We start from the raw sequence: 20,515 nt of genomic DNA, 5'->3' as shown, positions 1-20,515 counted from the left end.
CGGAGCCAGCGTCAGCCTACGCAATTCCTTCCTTCGCCGTCTTCGGGCCCAGGATAGTGTCGATCTCCGGCCAGTTAACCGTCTCGTCTTTTTCGAGTTTCTCTATCAATTGTTCGATCTGCGTCTTGTGAGCCTTAAGAATTTCAAGCCCGCGTTCTTCTGCTTCCCGAATTAACTTGAGGACGGCATCGTCCACCCTGCTGGACATTTCTTCACTAAAGCGGCGTGGTTGCGCAATTTCCCGGCCCAGAAACGGGTGATCTTCGCTCTGCCGCAGATCAATAGGACCTACTTCATCTGACATGCCCCACTGAGAAACCATGGCACGGGCAAGCTTCGTTGCATTCTTGATATCGTCATCTGCCCCGGAACTGACACTCCCAAGAAAAAATTCTTCTGCCCCACGCCCGGCAAGAGAAACCGCCAGTCGATCCCGCAAATATTCCTCATCTAGAGTGTGCCGTTCTTCCGTTGGCAGGAGATGTGTGCCACCCAGAGCACGCCCTCGCGGAATTATGGTGACCTTATAGAGTGGATCCGCATGAGGTAGGAAATAGGCGACGGCAGTATGGCCCGCCTCATGAACCGCGAGGCGATGTTGCTCCTCAGGTTGAATGGCGAGCGTGCGAACAGTACCCATGATGATCCTGTCGCGCATCTCATCGAAATGATGCATTGAAACCTCTGCAACGCGTTCTCGTACAGCCGCAATCGCCGCTTCATTCACGAGGTTCTTGATATCTGCGCCGGAAAACCCGGGACAGCCTGCGGAAACAAGATCAAGATCGACATCCTTTGCGAGAGGTACTTTGCGCGTATGAACTTCAAGTATCGCCTTTCTCGCACTCTTGTCGGGAAGCTCCAACGTCACATGCCTATCAAAGCGGCCGGGTCGGAGTAACGCCGGATCCAGCACATCTGGCCGGTTCGTTGCTGCAAGTACAATCACGGTTTCCCGGCCGGAAAATCCATCCATTTCCGAAAGAATCTGATTTAGGGTTTGCTCGCGTTCATCATTGCCACCCCCAAGGCCGGTACCGCGCACCCGACCAACGGCATCCAACTCATCGATAAAGATAATGCTGGGCGCGCGCTTCTTGGCTTCGTCAAACATCTTTCGAACCCGCGATGCCCCAACACCGACGAACATCTCAATAAACTCAGAGGCAGATATATTAAAGAAGTTAACGCCGGCTTCCCCGGCAAGGGCCCTCGCCAGAAGTGTTTTTCCAGTACCCGGCGGGCCAACCAGCAAGACGCCGCGCGGCGGATCTGCGCCCAGTTTTTTAAAGTCTTCGGGATGTTTCAGGAACTCGACTAACTCAGCAACTTCCTTCTTTGCCTGCTCCTGTCCAGCCACATCATCGAACGTCACACGGCGACCTGCTTTTTCCTCTTTCGCGGCTGACCCCATAAGGAAATCGCTGCTGTTGCGCCCGCCAAAACGATCCATTAGGTTTCCCTGCATGCGGCGCATTATATATAAATATACTCCAATAAATATAATCCAGGGCAGTAGAGTGAGAAACCAATTGCTGCCAGTCTCGACAGGATGGTTCCAGACGACAACCCCCTGTTCCTCAAACAGGCGCAATAAATCCGGGTCTCCGCTACTTGGTAACACAGTTTGCAAGTCTTTTGTGCTGTCCTTCTGGGTACCTATTATCGAAGGAGATTTGAGGACAGCCGTCACACTTTCCCCCGTAAGGGTCACCTCAGCGACCTCTCCGTCAGAGACCATTTTCTTGAACTCACTGTAGGCTATCGTTGTTTCAACTGGTGGACGAACAACCTGACTCATCATCAGCATAGAAAACACGAATATTGCTGCAATGACTATCCAAGGCCAGCCGGGCACCTGTTTCATCGCCGCCCCCTGCCTCTAAGAGGATGTAATGCCTGCATTACTCTTTTCCTTCCCCCGAGCGCATGGATGTACAGGCTTCAATAATCGCACTTTGTATATCTTCATGCTGCGCCTTTACCGCCTTGCCCAAGGTTTTTAGCTCATAACGGAGCCCATGGATCTGATCTATGAGAGAGAGAAAGCGATTGGGATCGCTTCATTATTTATTGTCAGATCTGTCTTAAGCTGCCGAATGAGGCCTGACATTGTCGTATTCTAACACATAGGAAGCGTAACGAATTGATTTGCCTCAAACGGCAGCTCATGCCCCATCATACCTTTCATAGATATGGTTCTATTGGCCAAAGCCGGCAAGGTCAGGCAGCCAAAGCGCGAGATCCGGGAACAGTAATACTAATGCAAGCCCTGCAAGAAGCAGAAGCACATAGGGAACCGCACCTAAAATCACCTCGATGAGAGGTGCATTTGCAATCCCCTTGATAACAAAAAGGTTCATCCCGACCGGAGGTGTAATGAGCGCTAGCTCCAGGTTAATCATGAGAAGAACGCCATACCAGATCAGATTAACATCAAGCTGCATCAAGATCGGCAGCACAATCGGTGTGGTGATCAGGATAATGGAAATTGTCTCCAAAAACATACCAAGAATAAGAATGACAAACATGACAACCAAAATAAAGCCAAGGGGCGATAAGCCGAGCGTCACGACGCCTTCCATCAGTTCAATGGGAAGACGTATGATCGTAACGGCCCGACTGAATAATGCCGCCGCGCCGAGGATCATAAAGAGCATTGTCGTCGTTCGAACAGTTTCAAACGCGGTTTCCGCCAGTTCTTTCAAACCAAAGTTACGATAAACAAGCGCGCCGACAAGGAGAGCGTAGATACATCCGATAGACGCGGCTTCTGATGCCGTAAAAATGCCGAGATATATACCTCCAAGAACCAGCGGCGGCATCGAAAGCGACCAGAAAGATTTCCGGATCGCCTTTATTCCTTTTTTCCAACCAACCCAGTCGCTGCCCTTGGTGTCACCCCTAAAATAAGCCTGTGAAATGCAGAAGCAGGCAAAAATCAACGCCATCATGATCCCCGGAATAAATCCAGCCATGAAAAGCGCCCCAATCGACGTCTCAGAGACGATGGCATACAGGATTAAGGGACCGGATGGAGGTATCAGAATGCCGAGGGTGCCGCCTGCAACAATAACGCCATAGGCATCCCTGGCGCGATAACCGAAGCGACGCATTTGCGGGATGGCGCTGGAGCCTATAGTCAATGCCGTTGCAACGGATGATCCGGAAATAGCCGCGAAAATCGTACAGGAGAGGACAGTTGCCACCCCCAACCCGCCCTTGAAATGGCCGACCAGACTATTTGCCGCTTCATAGAGATCATCCACGACCTTCGACTTGATCATTACATGCGCCATAAAGGCAAACATGGGAATGGCGGTGAGAATGCCATTGTCGAGTTTTGCGAAGAAAGTATCCGCAACGCTTGAAATACTGCCCTCTGTCAGCAGCATAATAATGACGGAAGCGAGACCTAATCCGACAAAAATCGGGACGCCAGTCAAAAGCAAAAGGACGAGGAGTAAAAGAACAAGAAATGTCGCCACTAGTCCCCCTTCCGGCTACGCAGGCCATCATACGCACGCACTAGAGAGATTAAAAACAAGAGCCCCGACCCCACTAGCAAAAAGGACTGGGGTATCCAAAGCGGCGCTTCAAGATATCCACTTGAATAGACACCGATGGTATAGGAAAACTTTACTGCCTCCCACGTACTGATGAAGATAACCGCTGCCAGAAAAGCGGTCGCAAGATAACTCCAGATGCCAAGCGCCTTTTTCCGTCTACCCGTCGCTTTTGAGGTAAGAAGATCGACACTGATATGCTCCCCTCGGCGCAAGGTTTCCGCTGCACCAAGCATCACGATCGCCACCACCAGGAAACCCGACATTTCATCTGTCCAGGTAATTGGTGTTCCCAACACATAACGTTGAAAAACGCTGTACCCTGTCATGAACAGCGTGAAAACAACGAGCACCGCGCTGAGAACAGCCGCGCCAAAGGAAAGATATTCTACAAACCGGATAAAAACGGAAGAGGAGAATGTCTCCTCTTCCGACGAATTGTCCTTCATGTCCATTACGGATCCGGAAAACGCAATCTAGTTCAAAAGATCAAGCAATTTCTTGCCGTCCGCCCCTGAAGCATTGCTGAACGCCTCGTAAAAGGCCGGGGCCATGACAGCCTTCAAAGCCTCTATCTCCTCATCCGTTGCAATATGGACTTTCATTCCCTTTTCTGCCAACGTTTCCGGCGCTCCCGCTGCAGAGGCTTCAGAGGCTTCGATTGCCCAGACTGCCGCCTTTTTACCGGCCTCATCTACGGCCATCTTTCCTTTGTCGGAGAGACTGTCATACCAGGCAGGATTGACATAGCCATGGAAGTAAATGCTGAAGAGCGGCAGGATCGTCACATGATCCTGCACTTCGTAGTATTTACGAGATACTGCGGCTGATACATCCGTCAGGCCAGCATCAATCACACCGGTCGAGAGCGCCTGATACACTTTACTTCCCGACATGGCGGATGGGGCCGCGCCCATGGCAACAAAGCCGGCATCCGGTATCGGACCAAGTCCACGGATTTTAACGCCTTCAAAATCTTCAGGTTTAATCAGTGGCTTACCGTTGGAGGTGATGGCCGTACTGCGTGTTGTAAAAAGCCAGACAGCATTCTTTACGCCTTTCGTCATCAATTTCTCTTCAAGGAAATCTGCTGCTTTAGACCCGTCCCATTTCTGAAGAGCTTCCAAACTGCTGACGGCAAATGGGCCAAGCGTTACATTCATGAGTGGCAGTGTTTTGCCCCACTGCGGGTTAATCGAAAAAGCACAGTCGATGTCACCCTTGGCAACCGCCGTCGCATTCTCCTTTGCGCCGGTTAGACTATTCGCCCCGAAAACCTGAACATCGATTTCACCGTCTGAAAGCGTCTCAATTTCCGCGGCCCATTGATCAATGACTTTCGCGATATGATGCGCAGGTGGCAACTGATGGCTGCACCGCATGGCCGTGGCTGCCGCGGCATCACTTGTTAAACTGAAAGCGCCGAGCATGACTGAAAGCCCTGCTGCTACTGTCAAAAATTTTCTCATAACTCCCTCCCTCAAGGTTTTTATTTTTTAGTACCAATCTACTATTACGTCATTGCTTTATTAAAAACAGCCCTGAAATTATTTTTTGGTTATTCCAAGCTCCTTCAGGATGTCGCCCGTATCCGCGCCGAGTGCGGGGACATGCAACCCTTCACCAAGAGCTTCACCATCCAGCTCAAGCGGTAAGGTCGGCGCGCGGTAGGTTTGTCCGTCACTGTCCTCGAAATGAACGAGGCCGCCTTCGCGCTGAACATGAGGATCATTAAAAAGATCTTCCGGACTGTTAATTGGTGCAAAGGGAATACTAAGCGCATCAAGTCGTTTACTCAGTGCCTCCATTGAGTGTTTTCTGATTTTCTCAGCCACTTTAGGAATAGTCCAGGACCTCGCCTCGATCCGGTCCGTCGCGGTACCAAGCCGGTCATCCTTCAGAAATTCAGGAAGATCATAGGTTTGACAGAACGCCGTCCAATGGCCATCAGTTACAACCGCGACAAATATTTTCTGATCGTCACTGGTGTCGAAAATATCATAAACTGGCCATGCATGAGTCCGCTCCGGCATCGGGGTTGAAGGTACACCCGTCATCTCATACTGGACCATATGCTGGGCGACGGAAAACAGGCTATTTTCGAAGAGTCCGATACGTATATTCTTTCCCTGTGCTGTTTTATCACGTTCGCGCAAGGCGGCCAGTATCCCAATAACGCCAAACATACCGCCCATAATATCATTGACCGATGAGCCGACACGAAGCGGGCGCGCTCGGGTGCCCGTCATCATGGCAAGGCCCGACATCATTTGCACAACCTCGTCAAGCGCGGGGCGATGCTGGTACGGACCGGATAAGAACCCTTTATGACCAGCAATAATCAGTGTAGGATGTCTTTTGAGCATTGTTTCCTGCTCCAGCCCCTGACGCGCGAGAAGGCCATCTTTAAAATTCTCAATAAAAACATCCGTTGTATCGAGAAGCTTGTGTAGAATTTCCCTGTCTTTCTCAAGCGCGAGATCAAGAACCAAGCTACGCTTTCCACGGTTAAAAAGCGGAAAAAACGCCGTGCCCATTCCCTTTAAATCCCGTGTTTTGTCACCTTTAGGTGGTTCGACCTTGATTACTTCTGCACCAAGCTGAGCAAGGATCATGCCGCACGCAGGACCCATCACCATATGGCTCATTTCTACAACTCGAATGCCGTCCAATGGCAAGGCACCGCTCATCCTGACATCTCTTTTTCTTTCAATTCTTAAGAAGGGCAAAGAAGAAGGTAGTCCAAACCTGACATACTTAAAAGTATAATTTCACGCCGCTGCTCCGTGCGCAAAAGAGCAAGAATCGCTTTCTTTCTTACGGAAGAAATCGGGAAACCAACGGATAAAATTAATCCGTCTACCCATAAATGCCATCCTCACTCACAGCAAGGCTGCTGCAAAGCCACTGCTGTCTTCAACTCTTATTGGGGAGAGCGTTATCGAGATTAATTCAGGATAAGCGTGCGGCGCAGGCGAACAATTTTAAACTTTAAGGTCAAAGAACAAGTTACATATCTTTTACCCGTTTTGCCTCAGGATCATACATCGGCTTCAGTGATACAATAGCTTTTATGCGGCGACCTGCGACTTCAATTTCATAATCTGACGCAAGGATTTCCGCTGGTTTCTCCCCTTTGCACGGCACATAACCCATGCCAACGGCTGCCCCAAGCGTATACCCATAACTTCCCGATGAAAGATAACCAACTATTTCTCCGTCACGGATAATAGGCTCATTGTGAAACAATAAAGGCTCGGGGTCGGTCAAAAGAAATTGCAAGATACGATTATGAGGTCCGCTTTCTTTCCGTGCCAGCACCGCATCGCGGCCGATAAATTCAGGCTTTGTGGATTTAACGGCAAATCCAAGGCCCGCATCAATGATGTGATCCTGTGATGTGATATCATGCCCGAAATGACGGAAAGCTTTTTCAATTCGGCAGCTATCCATCATATGCATCCCGCAAAGCTTAAGATCAAGCTCCTCTCCAGCTTCTACCAATGCCTCAAACACATGAGCCGCCATATCGGCAGCGACATATATTTCCCAACCAAGCTCCCCGACATATGTAACGCGGTGGGCACGGGCGAGGCCCATGCCGATCTCTATATTCTGAGCAGTGCCGAAAGGGTTGTAATCATTTGCAAAGTTATTAGGGCTGACCATCTCAAGAAGTTTACGTGAATTTGGCCCCATCACGGCGAGTATACCTTCACCCGCCGTCACGTCGGTTACAACAACCCGGAAATCACCGCTATGTTCTTGTAACCAGCGTTGATCGGCAAGTCTGGTTGCCGCTGGAGTAACAACGAGATACGCAGTGTCGGAAAGACGCGTCACGGTTACGTCCGCCTCGATGCCGCCCCTCTTATTCAGAAACTGGGTATAAACGATCTTTCCAATTGGTACTGAGAAATCTCCACCCGCAACATAGTTCAGGAAACTTTCCGCATCTGGCCCTTCAACGCGTATCTTACCGAAGGAGGACATATCATACATGCCCACATTGGTCCGGATTGCATTGTGTTCTGCCGCCGAATTCTCAAACCAGTTCTGTCGCTTCCAGCTATACCGATAGCGGCGATCCTGACCAGAATTGGCAAACCAGTTTGGCCTTTCCCATCCGGCCACCTCTCCCATCACTGCGCCGCGCGCCAGCATTTCATGGTGGAATGGGGAACGACGGATACCGCGCGCCGTTTCCTTCTGGCGGAAGGGGAAATGATCCGCATACAGCAGGCCCAGAGTTTCTTTTGATCGTTCGAATAAATAATGGCGGTTTCCCTGGAATGGCTGCATCCGCGAAATATCTACATCCCCGAGATCAAAGGGCTTCATGCCATCTTCCATCCATTGGGCCAGCGCCATACCCGCACCGCCCGCTGATTGGATGCCAATGGAGTTAAAACCCGCCGCCACCCAGAAGTTATCGAGTTCCGGCGCGAGGCCAATATGATATGCATCATCGGGAGTAAAACTTTCCGGACCATTGAAAAAAGTATGTATACCCGCCTCTGCCAAGATTGGCATTCTGTTGACGGCATCGCTCAGGATCGGTTCAAAATGGTCAAAGTCTTCGGGCAGTTGATCAAACTCAAAATTATCAGGAATGCCTTTCATCCCCCACGGCTTCGCCACCGGTTCAAATGCGCCGAGAAGAATTTTGCCCGCATCCTCCTTGTAGTAGGCGCATTCATCAGGTACCCGCAGGACCGGCAATTGCGGCAGGTCCTTTATAATTTCTGTTACGATATAGAAATGCTCGCAGGCGTGCAGGGGAACATTCACGCCAGCTAACCGGCCTACCTGATGCCCCCACATTCCAGCGCAATTTACCACCATATCCGCCTGAATATGGCCAACCTCACCATTTTCGCGCTGCCAGTCCACCCCTGTTGCGCGCCGTCCGGTAATGCGGATATCTGTAACAGCAACCCGTTCGAAGATTTGAGCATCACGCTGACGCGCACCCTTCGCCATGGCCAGCGCAATATTACCCGGATCCGCCTGACCATCACGGGGAAGCCAAACAGCCCCTTTTATGCCATCGAGATTGAGATAGTCATATCGCGCCTTAACCTCTGCCGTGCTGATCTCCTCGATCTCCACATCAAAAGCACGAGCCATGGACGCTTGCCGGAAAATTTCTTCTTTCCGTTCTTCTGTAAGGGCAACCGTGATTGAACCTGTCTCTCGTATGCCCGTCGAAACGCCGGTTTCCACTTCCAGTTTGCTATAAAGCTCCTGACTGTATTTTGCGAGTCGCGTCATGTTTTTTGAAGCGCGCAGCTGCGCGATAAGGCCCGCCGCATGCCAGGTTGTTCCTGATGTCAGCTGTTTTCGCTCCAGCAGAACAACGTCTTTCCAGCCGAGCTTTGTAAGATGATAGGCAACCGAGCAACCGATCACGCCTCCTCCGATGATGACAACGCGGGCTTTATTGGGCAACTCACTCATGGCTTAATCCTTGATATAGCGATGGGTTACTTGTTCAAATGGCCAACTAAGAACCCGCGACAAAGCCTGAAGACTGCATCGCGTTGATAGAACTTATTGGCCATCGTCATGCTCTAACTTATTCATCAGTATGGAAGGTATCTAATGACCGGCGAGAAAACAATCATAGAGCGGCGGAACTGCATTCGAGATCAACAAGCTTAACAGTTTTTTTTATAGTCAATCGCCTGAATAAAGACGCCTTATCCATCGATGTGGTCAAGGTCTGACGCCGAGTAGCGTTTTCCTGCAACTTTATCTGATGAAATAGCGCTGGAGATCTCCAAAATCTCAGCATCGCTTAAGTTGATGAAACCCGCTTGAACGTTTTCTTTTAGGTGATGGATTTTACGTGAACCGGGAATTGCAACAATGTCATCCCCCTGATGAAGAACCCAGGCAAGGCTGATTTGTGCTGCACTCACTCCTTTCATGGCCGCGATCTCAGCGAGGGTTTTGAGCAAGTCCTTATTGGCATCCATATTTCCTGGCTGGAACCGGGGGAGGGTTAATCGCCAGTCTTCTTTTGAAAGTGCGCCGGGCTGATCCATTGTTCCGGTTAGCAAACCACGACCAAGCGGACTGTAAGCTACAAAGCCAATTCCAAGCTCCCTGCATGTGGGAAGAACATCCGCTTCTGGCTCCCGACTCCATAATGAATATTCGCTCTGAATCGCGGAAATTGGATGTATTGCATGTGCCCGACGAATAGTTCCGGAAGATACTTCCGATAAACCCAGCGCGCGTACTTTGCCGGCCTGAACGAGATCAGCCATTGCGCCAACAGTTTCCTCAATTGGGACGGCTGGATCAACACGATGTTGATAGTATACGTCAATTACATCAGTGTTCAGACGCTTAAGTGAGGCTTCGGCGGCAGCTTTAACATTCTCCGGAGTGCTATCAAGGCCAAGCACACGGTCGAATCCTTTTCCGCAATCCGAGTATTTGTAGCCAAACTTCGTTGCAATAGTGACCTTACCCCTGCGGCCTTTAAACGCTTTCCCGAGTAGGCGTTCGTTTTCAAAAGGGCCGTAAAGCTCCGCTGTATCAAAATGGGTAACACCAATATCGATAGCTTTATGCAACGTAGCGATCGCGGCTCGTTCCTCCTGACCACCGTAAGAGAAACTCATTCCCATGCAACCAAGGCCGACAGGGCTAACCTTCAACTCTCTCCCAAGCCGTCGCAATTGCATCAGAAACCTCCTAGATCAGAATAACGAGCGGCCTTGATGCAGCCTCGGCCTGGGTATTTGTAGAGGTGTGATCTCCTAACTCGCAAACGTCAGATGTTCGCGAACGACGCTATCTTCCGCAAGATCCTCAACGGTTCCGGCGGCCACGATGCTCCCCTTCTCAATCACATATCCACGCTCAGAGATAGACCTTGCGAATTTCAGGTTTTGCTCAACCAAGAGAAGTGCCAGTCCGCGTTCCCGTCTGATACGTTGCAGTATTTCGGCAATTTCCGCGACTATACTTGGTTGAATTCCCTCTGACGGCTCATCTAATAACAGAAGTTTTGGCCTTCCCGATAAAACGCGGGCAAGCGCCAGCATTTGTTGCTCGCCTCCGCTCAAGGTCCCCGCCGCCTGGTTTAATCGTTGTTTAAGAACAGGGAAATACGAGAAAACTTCATCAGGGTAGGATCCAAGGCGATCTCCACCAATCATCGTTCCACTACGAAGATTCTCCAAAACAGTCATTTTCTGGAAAACCAGGCGCCCTTGCGGCACGTAGCCAATACCAGCCCTGGCACGATCATAGTCATCCGCTGCCGTTATATCCGAACCATTGAAAGTGATACGACCTTTTGTCGCCGGCAACATGCCGATAATTCCACGAAGCAAAGTCGTTTTACCAACGCCATTGCGCCCCAAGAGACAAATAAGTTCACCCTCACCAACTGTCAAAGAAACCGAACGACAGATTTTTGTCGTCCCGTATCCAACGTCTAGATCTTCAATCTCGAGAATACTCATCAGGGATTCTCCCCAAGATAAATTCGTCTAACTTGTTCATCTTCCGCAATGTCCTCAAAAGACCCTTCACACATCACTTTTCCGCGAAAGAGGACAGTAACGGGCGCCTCCAAACGCCGGACAAACGCAATGTCATGCTCGATAACCAACGTCGTTTTGCCGTGCAGGACCTGACGGATAAGATCTGCCGTACGGGCCGTTTCCGCAAGCGTCATACCCGCCGTTGGTTCATCCAGAAGAATGAGGTCCGGCTCATTGAGCAATACCATGCCAATTTCGAGCCACTGGCGCTGACCATGGGATAAGTCACCAGAACGGTCATTCCGGAATTCGCCGAACTCCAGCTTCTCCAATATTTCCTCAATCCGGCTTTCGGCGCCATGGCGACGGCTTAATATCAAATCCGTAAAGTTTCGGCGACCTGTTGCCGCTATAATCAGATTATCTTCAACTGTCAGGTCACCAAAGATTGTCGGCGATTGAAACTTCCGACTTACCCCCAAGCGGGCAATTTCATAGACCCGGCGAGACACAACATTTCGGCCACCAATTTTAATAGCCCCCGAATCTGGCTTAATCTTGCCCGTAATGAGATTGAACAGGGTTGTTTTCCCGGTACCGTTCGGGCCAATAATACAACGGGTTTCTCCCTCGGCGACATTTATGTTGAGGCCGTCCATGACGGTCAACCCACCAAATCGTTTATGTAAATTCTCAATCTGAAGCATTATCTGTGGCCGTTTATGATTGCTTGAAGGGGAAAATTGATCGCAAAGAGTATCGCTTGGCAAAGCCAACAATCCCGGTAGGCCATATCAGAATAACCAGAATTGCCAGTACCCCGATAAACAGGAGCCACAGAACAACAAACTGATCGGACAGGAAGGTTTGCATATAGCTGACCGCCAGCGTTCCCACGAATGCGCCAATCAGTGTTCCGCGCCCTCCAACAGCCACCCAAACCAGGACAACAGCGGATCGTTCGATACTGAGAAGGTCTGGTGAAATAAACCCGAGTGGAACATAAAGAGCGCCACTGAAACCTGCCATACCACAGGCAATTGCAAAAATAACCACCTTTAGAAAAGGGACGTTATAGCCGAGATACTCGACACGATCTTCATCTTCACGGATCGCCTGAATAACACGTCCAAAGTCACTATTTACAATATATCTGGCTAAAAGATAACAGCCGATCGCAGCCGCCAGCACGGTGTAATAAGCAACAGTCGGAGAGTAGAGGTCAAACTCTATAAGCCCTGGAATACCGAGTTTTGGTGGCGCAAAATCAAACAGTCCGTTCATGCCACCGGTCAGGTCTGAGCTGATGATGATAATAGACTGGACCACACCAGTAAGGGCCAGCGTTACAACGCCGAAAAAGACACCGCCGACCCTTCCGTAGAAAAGAAAATACCCGAGCAATATACCAATTAACATCGGCACAAGGATTGCAAATATCACTGCAAAATAGGTTGCCCCGGCAAAGGGAAGATATTTGAGGGCGATGCCCATAGCATAGGCCCCGGCGCCGAAGAAAATCGCGTGGCCAAAGTTCACGATACCCGAATATCCCCAGATCAAATCGAGGCTCAAAGCAAAAATGCCAAAAACCAGGAACTTGGCCAACAGGCTTGTTTGATAACCGCTGGTGACTTGAGGAAACGCACATAATGCCAAAAACAGGATACCCAGAACCCAAAATTTTGGTTGTTTATACAATACGTTATTTATCATTAACCTGTAATTCCTTTTGGCCGCACCCGGATGATTACGACTGCCAGCAACACGATAATAATCTGGGCAACAACAGGCCTTAGCAAGAATGATATTGCGGCTTCGCCACCGCCGATGACGGCGCCCCCCGCGATTACCCCATACAGGCTCCCAATACCGCCGACGATCACAACAATGAACCCTTTTGCGAGGAAGGCGAGCCCCATTTCGGGGTCAATGGTAACAAGTGGGCTCATGATTGCGCCGGCCAGACCGCCTAACGCGGAGGCAATGCCAAAGGCCCACATATCTGTCTTGCTCGTATTGATACCAAGTGCGCGCGCCATGCTCCGGTTACTAATAACCAGCCTGATTTTCAGTCCAAATGTTGTTTTAAAATAGAGAAAAAAGGTGAGGAGGACGACGAGAACCGTAACAAGGATAACAAACAACCGATATGTTGGATATTCATATCCAAAGACCGTCGTGCTTCCGACCATCAGGGATGTAGAGGACATATGCCCCGTACCGTATATCAGGCGCACAACTTGTCGAATTACGATCGAGACACCCCAGGTCGCGAGCAACGTATCAATCGGTCGATGATAAAGCCTACGGATAATTGTTCGCTCGATTAGCATTCCAATAGCACCGACCACGATTGGCGCGACCAGCAACCCCCACCAGGGAGACAATCCCAACTTGCTCATCGTCGCGACCGCGTAAGCGCCCAGCATAAACAACTCACCATGAGCAAGATTCACAACGCCAAGCATACCGAAGATAACGGCCAGCCCAAGGGACGTCAGAATAAGAATAGAAGCTAAACTAACACCATTTAGTGTTTGAATAACAAGTGCTTCCATAATCGATACTTCCCCCTTGTGCTGACTTTTTTCTATTGCCGATAGTTATTAGACTTTGCAGTCTGTTATTGGCTCAACCTTGCCGAAATCCTTAATGACTTCGAAGCTGCCATCCGCACGCACCTCTGCAATGATTTGATGCAGGGCCGCATGATTTGAACTTGCCTGGATACTGATTTCTCCCTGCGGAGCGTTAAAACTCAATCCACCGAGGGCATCAACCGTATCTTCAATATCAAAACTTCCAGCCTTCTCGGTAGCCAGTTTCCATAGATGCACACTATCGTACAATGCTTCACCCATGTTGTTCACCACCGCGTCCTCACCGTAGGCTTTCTTATAGCCCGCGATAAAAGCATTATTCACCGGATTATCCAGGTCCATAAGATAGGATACGGAACATTGCATGCCTTCACGCAATTCTGGTGGAAACGCCGGAACAAACAACTCGTCCATCAAGGTTGAGGCAATTGCCGTTTCGCCTAAACCAAAATCGTAATATTGCTTGATACAGTCGACAAGACCGCCACCAATGAAGGGGAAAAAGACGTCCGGCTTGGCATCTTTTATGCGACGGATAACCGAGGACCAGTCGCTTTGATCAAATGGGACAAACTCTTTTCCAACCAATTCACCCCCATGCTTCTTCAGCAGGGTTTCAACGATTTCAATCGACTGGCGTGGCCAGATATAGTCCTGTCCAACGCAGTAAATGCGAGGACCAAATTTCTCAACAAGATATGGAATGAAATAGTCCAGCTGCTGGTTTGGTACAGCCCCCATTGAAACATAATATCGACCGCAAGAGGTGCCACCTTCCCAATATGTCGGATAAAAGTATGGAACCCGGAAGCGCGCGGCAACATTTGCTGCAACAGCGGCGCGCACACTAGAGTAAACAACACCAAACAGAGCTTTGGCGCCATCTGCCTGGATCATCTTGGTTGATTTCTGAATACCGATGTCAGGGCTGGTATTATCATCTTCTGCGAGCATCGCGAGCTGACGCCCCAGAACGCCGCCCGATGAATTGATTTCGTTAATGGCATACTCCATACACTGCTGCATGGATGGCCCCCAGACAGACCCCGCACCAGTCATATGGAAAAGACCGCCCAACTTAACTGTTTCCTCGCCACGGGCAGAAATAATCCAGGGCGCTTGCAAAACGGTTCCACCAACCGCCGCGCCAACCGCCAGTTTGCCAAATCTGCGGCGGCTCAATGTCGCCCCAGAGAGATGGTTTGGTTTCTCAGTTTTAGACATAAAATGCTACCTCCTATTTATTTGACAAACTATTGGACATCTCCGCATTTTGCGGCATGCCGATTGACGATTAACAACTACAAAAACAGACTTTAACTCCAGCAACTCAAGTAATTCATAACGCCTAAATCAATTGCGCCACGGTAAAATATTCTACCGTGGCGCAATGTGATTATAACATTTTGAAAAGTTCCTCACTCGACATGACGTCTCCGAGGCCAATCGAAATATCTCGTAAGGCCGCAACATACTGTCCAGCCCCTCCCTCTTCAAAAAGAGGATCATTAACAGCCGACGTACAATCGGCGATAACCCCAACACGGTAATTGCGGGCAAACGCATCATTCGCCGTATAACGTACGCAAAAACCGGTCGTTACCCCGATCATGAGGATCGTATCCACTTCTGGCCGCTCGCGGAGCGAAGTATCAAGAATAGTGCCATCGAAAGAACTGTAGCGGCTTTTGGCCAGAACCAACTCGCCTTCTGCGGGCTCTAACTCCTGTACAATATCTGTTGCATAGGAGTAGTTGCGAAAACGCCCTGATGACTCCGGCCCCTCCGGTGGCCAAGCCGGCCCTTCCGGCGTTCCGGCGTTCCAGGTTGGCCATTTATCGGCCCACCGCCCAACATCCCATCCGTCACCCCGCAACCCCCATTTGGAGTACATGACAGTAATACCTTTTTCACGACACCACTCGATAACCTTGGCGCTTGGTGCGATCACATCAACCCCTGAAGGCGCCCCATCTCCGCCTGGTAAATAGGCTGGCTGGCCGGGCTCCAGGAAGAACCGCTGCATATCAATGACAAGAAGAATTGTCTTCTTAGGGTCGATTTTCGTAACTACTTTGTAGTCCCGGTTACATATGGCATCTAAATCCAAATTGCTCATTTTAATTCCTGCGAAGAATCTATTGTTAAAACACAATAGATATACTTGTAATTCGACGATTTTTTATTTAAAATCGACTGTTAAAGATCGAATTTTAAAATAATATCCATAGCCAAAACGTTTTGTCAAGAGCTTTGTATTATTTTTTTGATGTGGTATATCAATTGTATTCTCGACAGCTTTTTCAATGAGACTGATAAAATGGTGAAACGACCCACAATCCGCGATGTTGCCGCCGCCGCAGGTGTTTCTGTCACAACCGTTTCCCATACCTTGAATGGAAAAGGCCGTATTGATGCCGAAACGGCCAGGAAAGTTCGAGCCGCCGCCGACCAGCTAGGATATCGAGCAAGCACAGCAGCGCGCAGCTTACAAAGCAGCAGGACGGGACAAGTAGCAATCCTGCATTCGCGCTCATCTGCGCATCAGGTATCTCTGATCGAACTTGAATATTTTATCCAGATTGTGGCTGGCGCCTCAAGCATAGCAGCAGCCAGAGGTTATCATCTAACAATGATGCTTCCGGCAAACACTCACGATTCTGACTGGACTAGAACTGATGGCGTCATCCTTATTGATCCTATCAGTGGCGATCCGCTTATTAATGAATTAAAGCGAAAGAATATAGTCGTTGTCACCACCGGTCGCGACACGAACCAGAAGGCCGGAGAAGGCCTTTGGGTGGATAATGATAATGTACAGGCAATACTGCTAGTTCTTAATCATCTCGTGGAAAACGGGGCAACACAGGTCGCTCTCCTGACCACTCCCGGGGACTATTCCTATAGCCGGGAAACCTTGCAGACATATAGGGAATGGTGCGCACAACACGGACAATCCCCAATGGACAGGCAACTGGCAGGCGGCATAAATGAAACAATCGCTTACCACGCGACACTTGAGCTTTTCTCAGGCCCAACAAAGCCGGACGCCATTCACTGCGTCACTGACCGTTACGCTATGGGCGCCATGATGGCCGTCGAATCTCTCGGACTGTCGGTTCCACAGGACTGCCTGATTACCGCCGGAACCGATAGCGGTGCCGCTCGCCTCGTCGTTCCACCTCTTACCGCTCTGGATCTTCACCCAAATGAAGTCGGCATAAACGCCGCCAAACTCCTGATCGATGAAATTGAAGGACATAAACATGAGGGCAACCATGTAGTTCCCGTCGATCTGCAAATACGCGGCTCTTCTACTGGCACGAAGTAGCCCTTTCACTAGTTTCAAGCCATCCGACTTTCCGACCATGGTTGTTTTCTAGCGTTACGCTCTAGCATAAGGCCATCATCTATTGAGTTGCACCGACCAAACCTGACGAACGGCCTCAATCCGGCGACCCCACACAAAACTCTTGACAAAACGTTTTGTCAATGAAAACATCATGAATAACGAACATCACCTAAAATATTTAAATACAGATATAGGAAGTTATACTGTCATTTTTCCATTCTCCTAAATAATTATCTTGGGTTCAATAGTACAATAAGAGGTATTGTAAATTTCATGGTGAAGGTACTAACATTCTCAACTCACGGCGAACGGAAGGTAGGCATTCTCAGCGATGACAACCAATCTGTCTTACCAATCGACTTTCCGACGGACGTTGCAGCTTCCGGCCTGCTCTCATTAATTAAAGCCAATGAAAATGGATTACCTGAGACATTCGCGCCAATTCCCTTGGCAGATGTTCAAATCGAAGCTCCCATCCCACTGCCGCATCGGAACATATTCTGTGTCGGCAAGAACTATCATGAACATGCTCATGAGTTCGCCAACAGTGGATTTGATTCAAGTGCCACGGCGGGTGCCGTGCCGAAGAGTCCCATCATCTTTTCAAAACTGCCCCAAACTGTTATCGCCACTGGTGAAGACGTTATCATCAACAACGCTGTTTCAACGGCAATCGACTATGAAGCCGAACTGGCCGTTATAATCGGCAAGGGTGGTCAGGGCATTACAGCAGAAAATGCATTTGATCACGTTTGGGGTTACTCCATTATCAATGATGTAACCGCCCGGGATCTCCAAGGAAAATATAGCCAATGGCTGATAGGAAAATCACAGGATACTTTCTGCCCTATGGGGCCATGGGCAGTATCGAAGGATGAAATCGATGTTACGAACACGGGTATCCGGTGCTTCGTAAATGATGAATTGCGGCAAGACTCCAACACGGGTCTGCTCATTTTTGATATTCCAACAATTATTTCAACGATCTCCGAAGGCATAACCTTGATGCCGGGAGATATCATTGCGACGGGAACACCCGCTGGCGTCGGAATCGGCTTTACACCTCCAAAATATCTGAAAGGCGGCGATGTCGTAAGGGTTGAGATTGATGGAATTGGATCACTCGAGAACAAATTTCAGGAGATTAATTGATGGCAACAATAAACGCAGGCGCCTGCATTTGTGAAGTAGACGGTGAAGGATTCCCGGTCGTGATGATTCATGGACTTGGGGGAACGTCGAACAGTTACCAGTCTCAAATGGCGGCACTTCAAGGCTATAAGGTAATACGCTTCGATATGCCCGGCGCTGGCCGATCCCCCGTTCCATCAGACGCCCTTTCCATAGATTACTTTTCAAATCAAATCGTCAGTGCATTAGATGCCCTTGGCGTTACCCAGGCGCATTTTGTTGGCCATTCACTGGGGACCATCATGTGCCAGCAGATTGCCACCACAAATAGCGACTTAGTCGCCTCCCTAACGCTATTCGGCGCGATTATCGAGCCTCCGGAAGCTGCGAGAAATGGTCTACAGGCAAGGGCCGAGGCCGCTCGGAACGGCGGAATGTCAGACATTGCGGACCAGATAATTGCCAATACGCTTTCGCCGGTGACACGAGAAACGAAACCAGAGGTATCCGCCTTTGTCCGCGAGAGCATAATGCGGCAAAATGCTGAAGGTTATGCAAGGACCTGCGAGGCGCTTTCGACGGCGAAGGCTGTCGATGCAACCCAGATCAAGGCACCAACGTTGTTGATCACCGGGGATGTTGACCCGGTTGCGCCCGTTGGCATGACAGAAGAACTTGCTGCAAAAATTGCCCATGCCCAACTTTCAATTATCAGTGATTGCGGTCACTGGGCACCCGTGGAAAAAAGTGCTGAGGTTAATATCCTGCTCAGCCATTTCATCCGGAAAAATCAAGCTTAGCCTCAAAGTAACAAAGCCTGTCGAAGAATAGGCACACATAAGTTGGGAGGATGCAGTGACCGAAACTAAAAGAAAATTGTTCATTAACGCACAAATTCTGGATGCAACCGGGGAATTGCCCTATGCGGGACAGGTCCTCGTTGAGGGCAACCGCATTAAGAAAATTACCAAGGGAAGCGCGCCCGCGGACGGGTCGCAATCAGTAACTGACGGGACCACTGTTATCGATTGCAAGGGTGCCACATTAATGCCGGGAATGATCGATTCACATCTGCATCTTTCCTGGAATAATGCACCGGGCATCGACCCTATCCAGTTCATGGAAGTCGAAGAGCATATGCTGGTGACCATGGAAATGGCAAAGCTGGTCCTTGATTCAGGTATTACCTCCGGACGTGGGGCCGCGGCCGCGAAGCCGCGACTGGACGTTGTTGCCAAACGCTTTATTGACGAGGGTCGCTACCCTGGACCACGCTATCTTTCTGCGGGCCCCGAAATAACAACCGTCGGAGGGCTCGGCGATTCCGCGCCCTCCCATATTCCACATGAGGGCCTGAACCTCGGACTCGTGGTTTCTGGGCCAGAAGAAATTCGGCGAACTGTGCGTACACTCATTAAGTATGGCGTTGACACGATCAAGCTTAATCTCTCCGGCGAGACAATTGCAGGTGTTGGCGCTGAGGAAACACCGATGGCAGAGGAAGAAGTTGCCATGGCGGTGCAGGAAGCTCGCCGTCGTAATAAAACGCTCGCCGCTCACGCGCGATCTTCGGAGTCTATCAAGCAATGTGTTCGTCATGGTATTGAGAATATTTACCATGCTTCATTTGCGGATGAGGAAGCACTCGATATGCTCGAGGCCGCGAAAGACAAACATTTTGTTGCACCCGGTATAGCTTGGTTAATCAACACATCACAGCATGCGGAAGAATGGGGTATCAAGCCAGACTCTCCTCTCGCAATCGAGTATGCGCGAGAGCTTGAAAGTTGCGTTGAAACCATGAAAAAAATGCACAAACGAGGAATTCGCATCTGCATAGGGGGCGACTATGGTTTTGCCTGGACACCGCAGGGCACTAACGCCACAGATATCAAGACATATGTTGACCTGCTTGGTTTTTCACCAATGGAAGCAATCCAGTCTGCAACAAAATACGGCGGTGAAATAATGGAAATGGGAAATGAACTCGGGATGATAAAGGAGGGTTATCTTGCCGACATTCTACTTATTGACGGGGATCCAATTCAGGACGTTGGCTTACTGCAACAAAGACAGAAAATTCTTGCAATCATGAAGGATGGCGAATTCCATAAAGCACCGCGCCTTTAACAATCCGAACGGTCAGGAGCAAGAAAACGAGTGAACCCTGATTGCTCACTCAGCTACCAACAATAGTTTTTGCGTGTGATGTCATCTAATAACGCACAGCCATGCGACAAATTTCGATGCCGCATTTATGGAGAAGGTTCTCGTTACCACGACGTATAAAGACCAGTTCTCCTCTGATAACGCCTTAATGAGCTACGCTACTAAATCACATATAAAAAGAGCGCCGCA

At 49.7% G+C, this 20,515-nt stretch carries 17 protein-coding genes; 4 read left to right on the top strand and 13 right to left on the bottom strand.

Annotation, left to right across the window (positions count from 1 at the left end):
• Positions 1-16 precede the first annotated feature (16 nt).
• From ftsH to GQE98_RS05395, 13 genes are all read right to left on the bottom strand, one after another.
• The gene (ftsH, locus tag GQE98_RS05455; RefSeq protein WP_161314608.1) at positions 17-1,867 is read right to left on the bottom strand and encodes an ATP-dependent zinc metalloprotease FtsH; all 1,851 of its coding nucleotides are present in this window, start codon (positions 1,865-1,867) and stop codon (positions 17-19) included.
• Between the two features lie 334 nt (positions 1,868-2,201).
• Positions 2,202-3,488: a TRAP transporter large permease subunit gene (locus tag GQE98_RS05450; protein WP_161314607.1), complete on the bottom strand. Its 1,287-nt coding sequence runs from the start codon at positions 3,486-3,488 to the stop codon at positions 2,202-2,204.
• Entirely contained in the window at positions 3,488-4,015 is a 528-nt protein-coding gene (locus GQE98_RS05445) for a TRAP transporter small permease (protein ID WP_161314606.1), read from the bottom strand. Before GQE98_RS05445 ends, GQE98_RS05450 begins: the two co-directional genes overlap by 1 nt.
• Positions 4,016-4,042: 27 nt before the next feature.
• Complete coding sequence (gene dctP / locus GQE98_RS05440) at positions 4,043-5,035, bottom strand: TRAP transporter substrate-binding protein DctP (RefSeq protein WP_161314605.1); 993 nt, start codon at positions 5,033-5,035, stop codon at positions 4,043-4,045.
• Positions 5,036-5,113: 78 nt separating this feature from the next.
• Positions 5,114-6,256, bottom strand: a complete 1,143-nt coding sequence (locus GQE98_RS05435; RefSeq protein WP_161314604.1) for a CaiB/BaiF CoA transferase family protein — start codon at positions 6,254-6,256, stop codon at positions 5,114-5,116.
• A 319-nt stretch (positions 6,257-6,575) separates the two neighbouring features.
• On the bottom strand, positions 6,576-9,026 hold the full coding sequence (locus GQE98_RS05430; protein WP_161314603.1) for a GcvT family protein: 2,451 nt from the start codon (positions 9,024-9,026) through the stop codon (positions 6,576-6,578).
• A 242-nt stretch (positions 9,027-9,268) separates the two neighbouring features.
• A complete protein-coding gene (locus GQE98_RS05425; RefSeq protein ID WP_161314602.1) occupies positions 9,269-10,264 on the bottom strand; it encodes an aldo/keto reductase in 996 nt (331 codons plus the stop codon).
• A gap of 75 nt (positions 10,265-10,339) precedes the next feature.
• Positions 10,340-11,050 (bottom strand): ABC transporter ATP-binding protein, encoded by a 711-nt coding sequence (locus GQE98_RS05420; protein WP_202526095.1) that lies wholly within the window; start codon positions 11,048-11,050, stop codon positions 10,340-10,342.
• Positions 11,050-11,778 (bottom strand): ATP-binding cassette domain-containing protein, encoded by a 729-nt coding sequence (locus tag GQE98_RS05415; protein ID WP_161314601.1) that lies wholly within the window; start codon positions 11,776-11,778, stop codon positions 11,050-11,052. Before GQE98_RS05415 ends, GQE98_RS05420 begins: the two co-directional genes overlap by 1 nt.
• A 13-nt stretch (positions 11,779-11,791) precedes the next feature.
• Entirely contained in the window at positions 11,792-12,787 is a 996-nt protein-coding gene (locus GQE98_RS05410) for a branched-chain amino acid ABC transporter permease (RefSeq protein ID WP_161314600.1), read from the bottom strand.
• Positions 12,787-13,632 (bottom strand): urea ABC transporter permease subunit UrtB, encoded by an 846-nt coding sequence (gene urtB / locus GQE98_RS05405; protein WP_161314599.1) that lies wholly within the window; start codon positions 13,630-13,632, stop codon positions 12,787-12,789. Before urtB ends, GQE98_RS05410 begins: the two co-directional genes overlap by 1 nt.
• Positions 13,633-13,680: 48 nt before the next feature.
• Positions 13,681-14,898 carry a substrate-binding protein gene (locus GQE98_RS05400; RefSeq protein WP_161314598.1) on the bottom strand — a complete coding sequence of 406 codons (1,218 nt, stop codon included), beginning with the start codon at positions 14,896-14,898 and terminating at the stop codon, positions 13,681-13,683.
• Between the two features lie 172 nt (positions 14,899-15,070).
• A complete protein-coding gene (locus tag GQE98_RS05395; protein ID WP_161314597.1) occupies positions 15,071-15,793 on the bottom strand; it encodes a cysteine hydrolase family protein in 723 nt (240 codons plus the stop codon).
• Between the two features lie 201 nt (positions 15,794-15,994).
• Between GQE98_RS05395 and GQE98_RS05390 the strand changes: the two genes are divergently transcribed.
• From GQE98_RS05390 to GQE98_RS05375, 4 genes are all read left to right on the top strand, one after another.
• Positions 15,995-17,005, top strand: coding sequence for a LacI family DNA-binding transcriptional regulator (locus GQE98_RS05390; protein WP_161314596.1), 1,011 nt, complete (start codon positions 15,995-15,997; stop codon positions 17,003-17,005).
• Between the two features lie 297 nt (positions 17,006-17,302).
• Positions 17,303-18,178 (top strand): fumarylacetoacetate hydrolase family protein, encoded by an 876-nt coding sequence (locus GQE98_RS05385; protein ID WP_161314817.1) that lies wholly within the window; start codon positions 17,303-17,305, stop codon positions 18,176-18,178.
• Positions 18,178-18,957 (top strand): alpha/beta fold hydrolase, encoded by a 780-nt coding sequence (locus GQE98_RS05380; RefSeq protein ID WP_161314595.1) that lies wholly within the window; start codon positions 18,178-18,180, stop codon positions 18,955-18,957. Before GQE98_RS05385 ends, GQE98_RS05380 begins: the two co-directional genes overlap by 1 nt.
• A 55-nt stretch (positions 18,958-19,012) precedes the next feature.
• Entirely contained in the window at positions 19,013-20,287 is a 1,275-nt protein-coding gene (locus GQE98_RS05375; protein ID WP_202526093.1) for an amidohydrolase family protein, read from the top strand.
• The last annotated feature ends 228 nt before the right edge of the window (positions 20,288-20,515 follow it).

Source organism: Sneathiella litorea (assembly GCF_009882915.1).
Lineage (GTDB): Bacteria > Pseudomonadota > Alphaproteobacteria > Sneathiellales > Sneathiellaceae > Sneathiella > Sneathiella litorea.
This window is presented reverse-complemented; position numbering and strand designations above follow the sequence as displayed.

Bases quoted from the DNA above. Each gene is read 5' to 3' on its own strand.
- ftsH (WP_161314608.1), bottom strand. From the start codon at position 1,867: ATGAAACAGGTGCCCGGCTGGCCTTGGATAGTCATTGCAGCAATATTC.
- GQE98_RS05445 (WP_161314606.1), bottom strand. From the start codon at position 4,015: ATGAAGGACAATTCGTCGGAAGAGGAGACATTCTCCTCTTCCGTTTTT.
- dctP (WP_161314605.1), bottom strand. From the start codon at position 5,035: ATGAGAAAATTTTTGACAGTAGCAGCAGGGCTTTCAGTCATGCTCGGC.
- GQE98_RS05435 (WP_161314604.1), bottom strand. From the start codon at position 6,256: ATGAGCGGTGCCTTGCCATTGGACGGCATTCGAGTTGTAGAAATGAGC.
- GQE98_RS05430 (WP_161314603.1), bottom strand. From the start codon at position 9,026: ATGAGTGAGTTGCCCAATAAAGCCCGCGTTGTCATCATCGGAGGAGGC.
- GQE98_RS05425 (WP_161314602.1), bottom strand. From the start codon at position 10,264: ATGCAATTGCGACGGCTTGGGAGAGAGTTGAAGGTTAGCCCTGTCGGC.
- GQE98_RS05420 (WP_202526095.1), bottom strand. From the start codon at position 11,050: ATGAGTATTCTCGAGATTGAAGATCTAGACGTTGGATACGGGACGACA.
- GQE98_RS05415 (WP_161314601.1), bottom strand. From the start codon at position 11,778: ATGCTTCAGATTGAGAATTTACATAAACGATTTGGTGGGTTGACCGTC.
- GQE98_RS05410 (WP_161314600.1), bottom strand. From the start codon at position 12,787: ATGATAAATAACGTATTGTATAAACAACCAAAATTTTGGGTTCTGGGT.
- urtB (WP_161314599.1), bottom strand. From the start codon at position 13,632: ATGGAAGCACTTGTTATTCAAACACTAAATGGTGTTAGTTTAGCTTCT.
- GQE98_RS05400 (WP_161314598.1), bottom strand. From the start codon at position 14,898: ATGTCTAAAACTGAGAAACCAAACCATCTCTCTGGGGCGACATTGAGC.
- GQE98_RS05395 (WP_161314597.1), bottom strand. From the start codon at position 15,793: ATGAGCAATTTGGATTTAGATGCCATATGTAACCGGGACTACAAAGTA.
- GQE98_RS05390 (WP_161314596.1), top strand. From the start codon at position 15,995: ATGGTGAAACGACCCACAATCCGCGATGTTGCCGCCGCCGCAGGTGTT.
- GQE98_RS05380 (WP_161314595.1), top strand. From the start codon at position 18,178: ATGGCAACAATAAACGCAGGCGCCTGCATTTGTGAAGTAGACGGTGAA.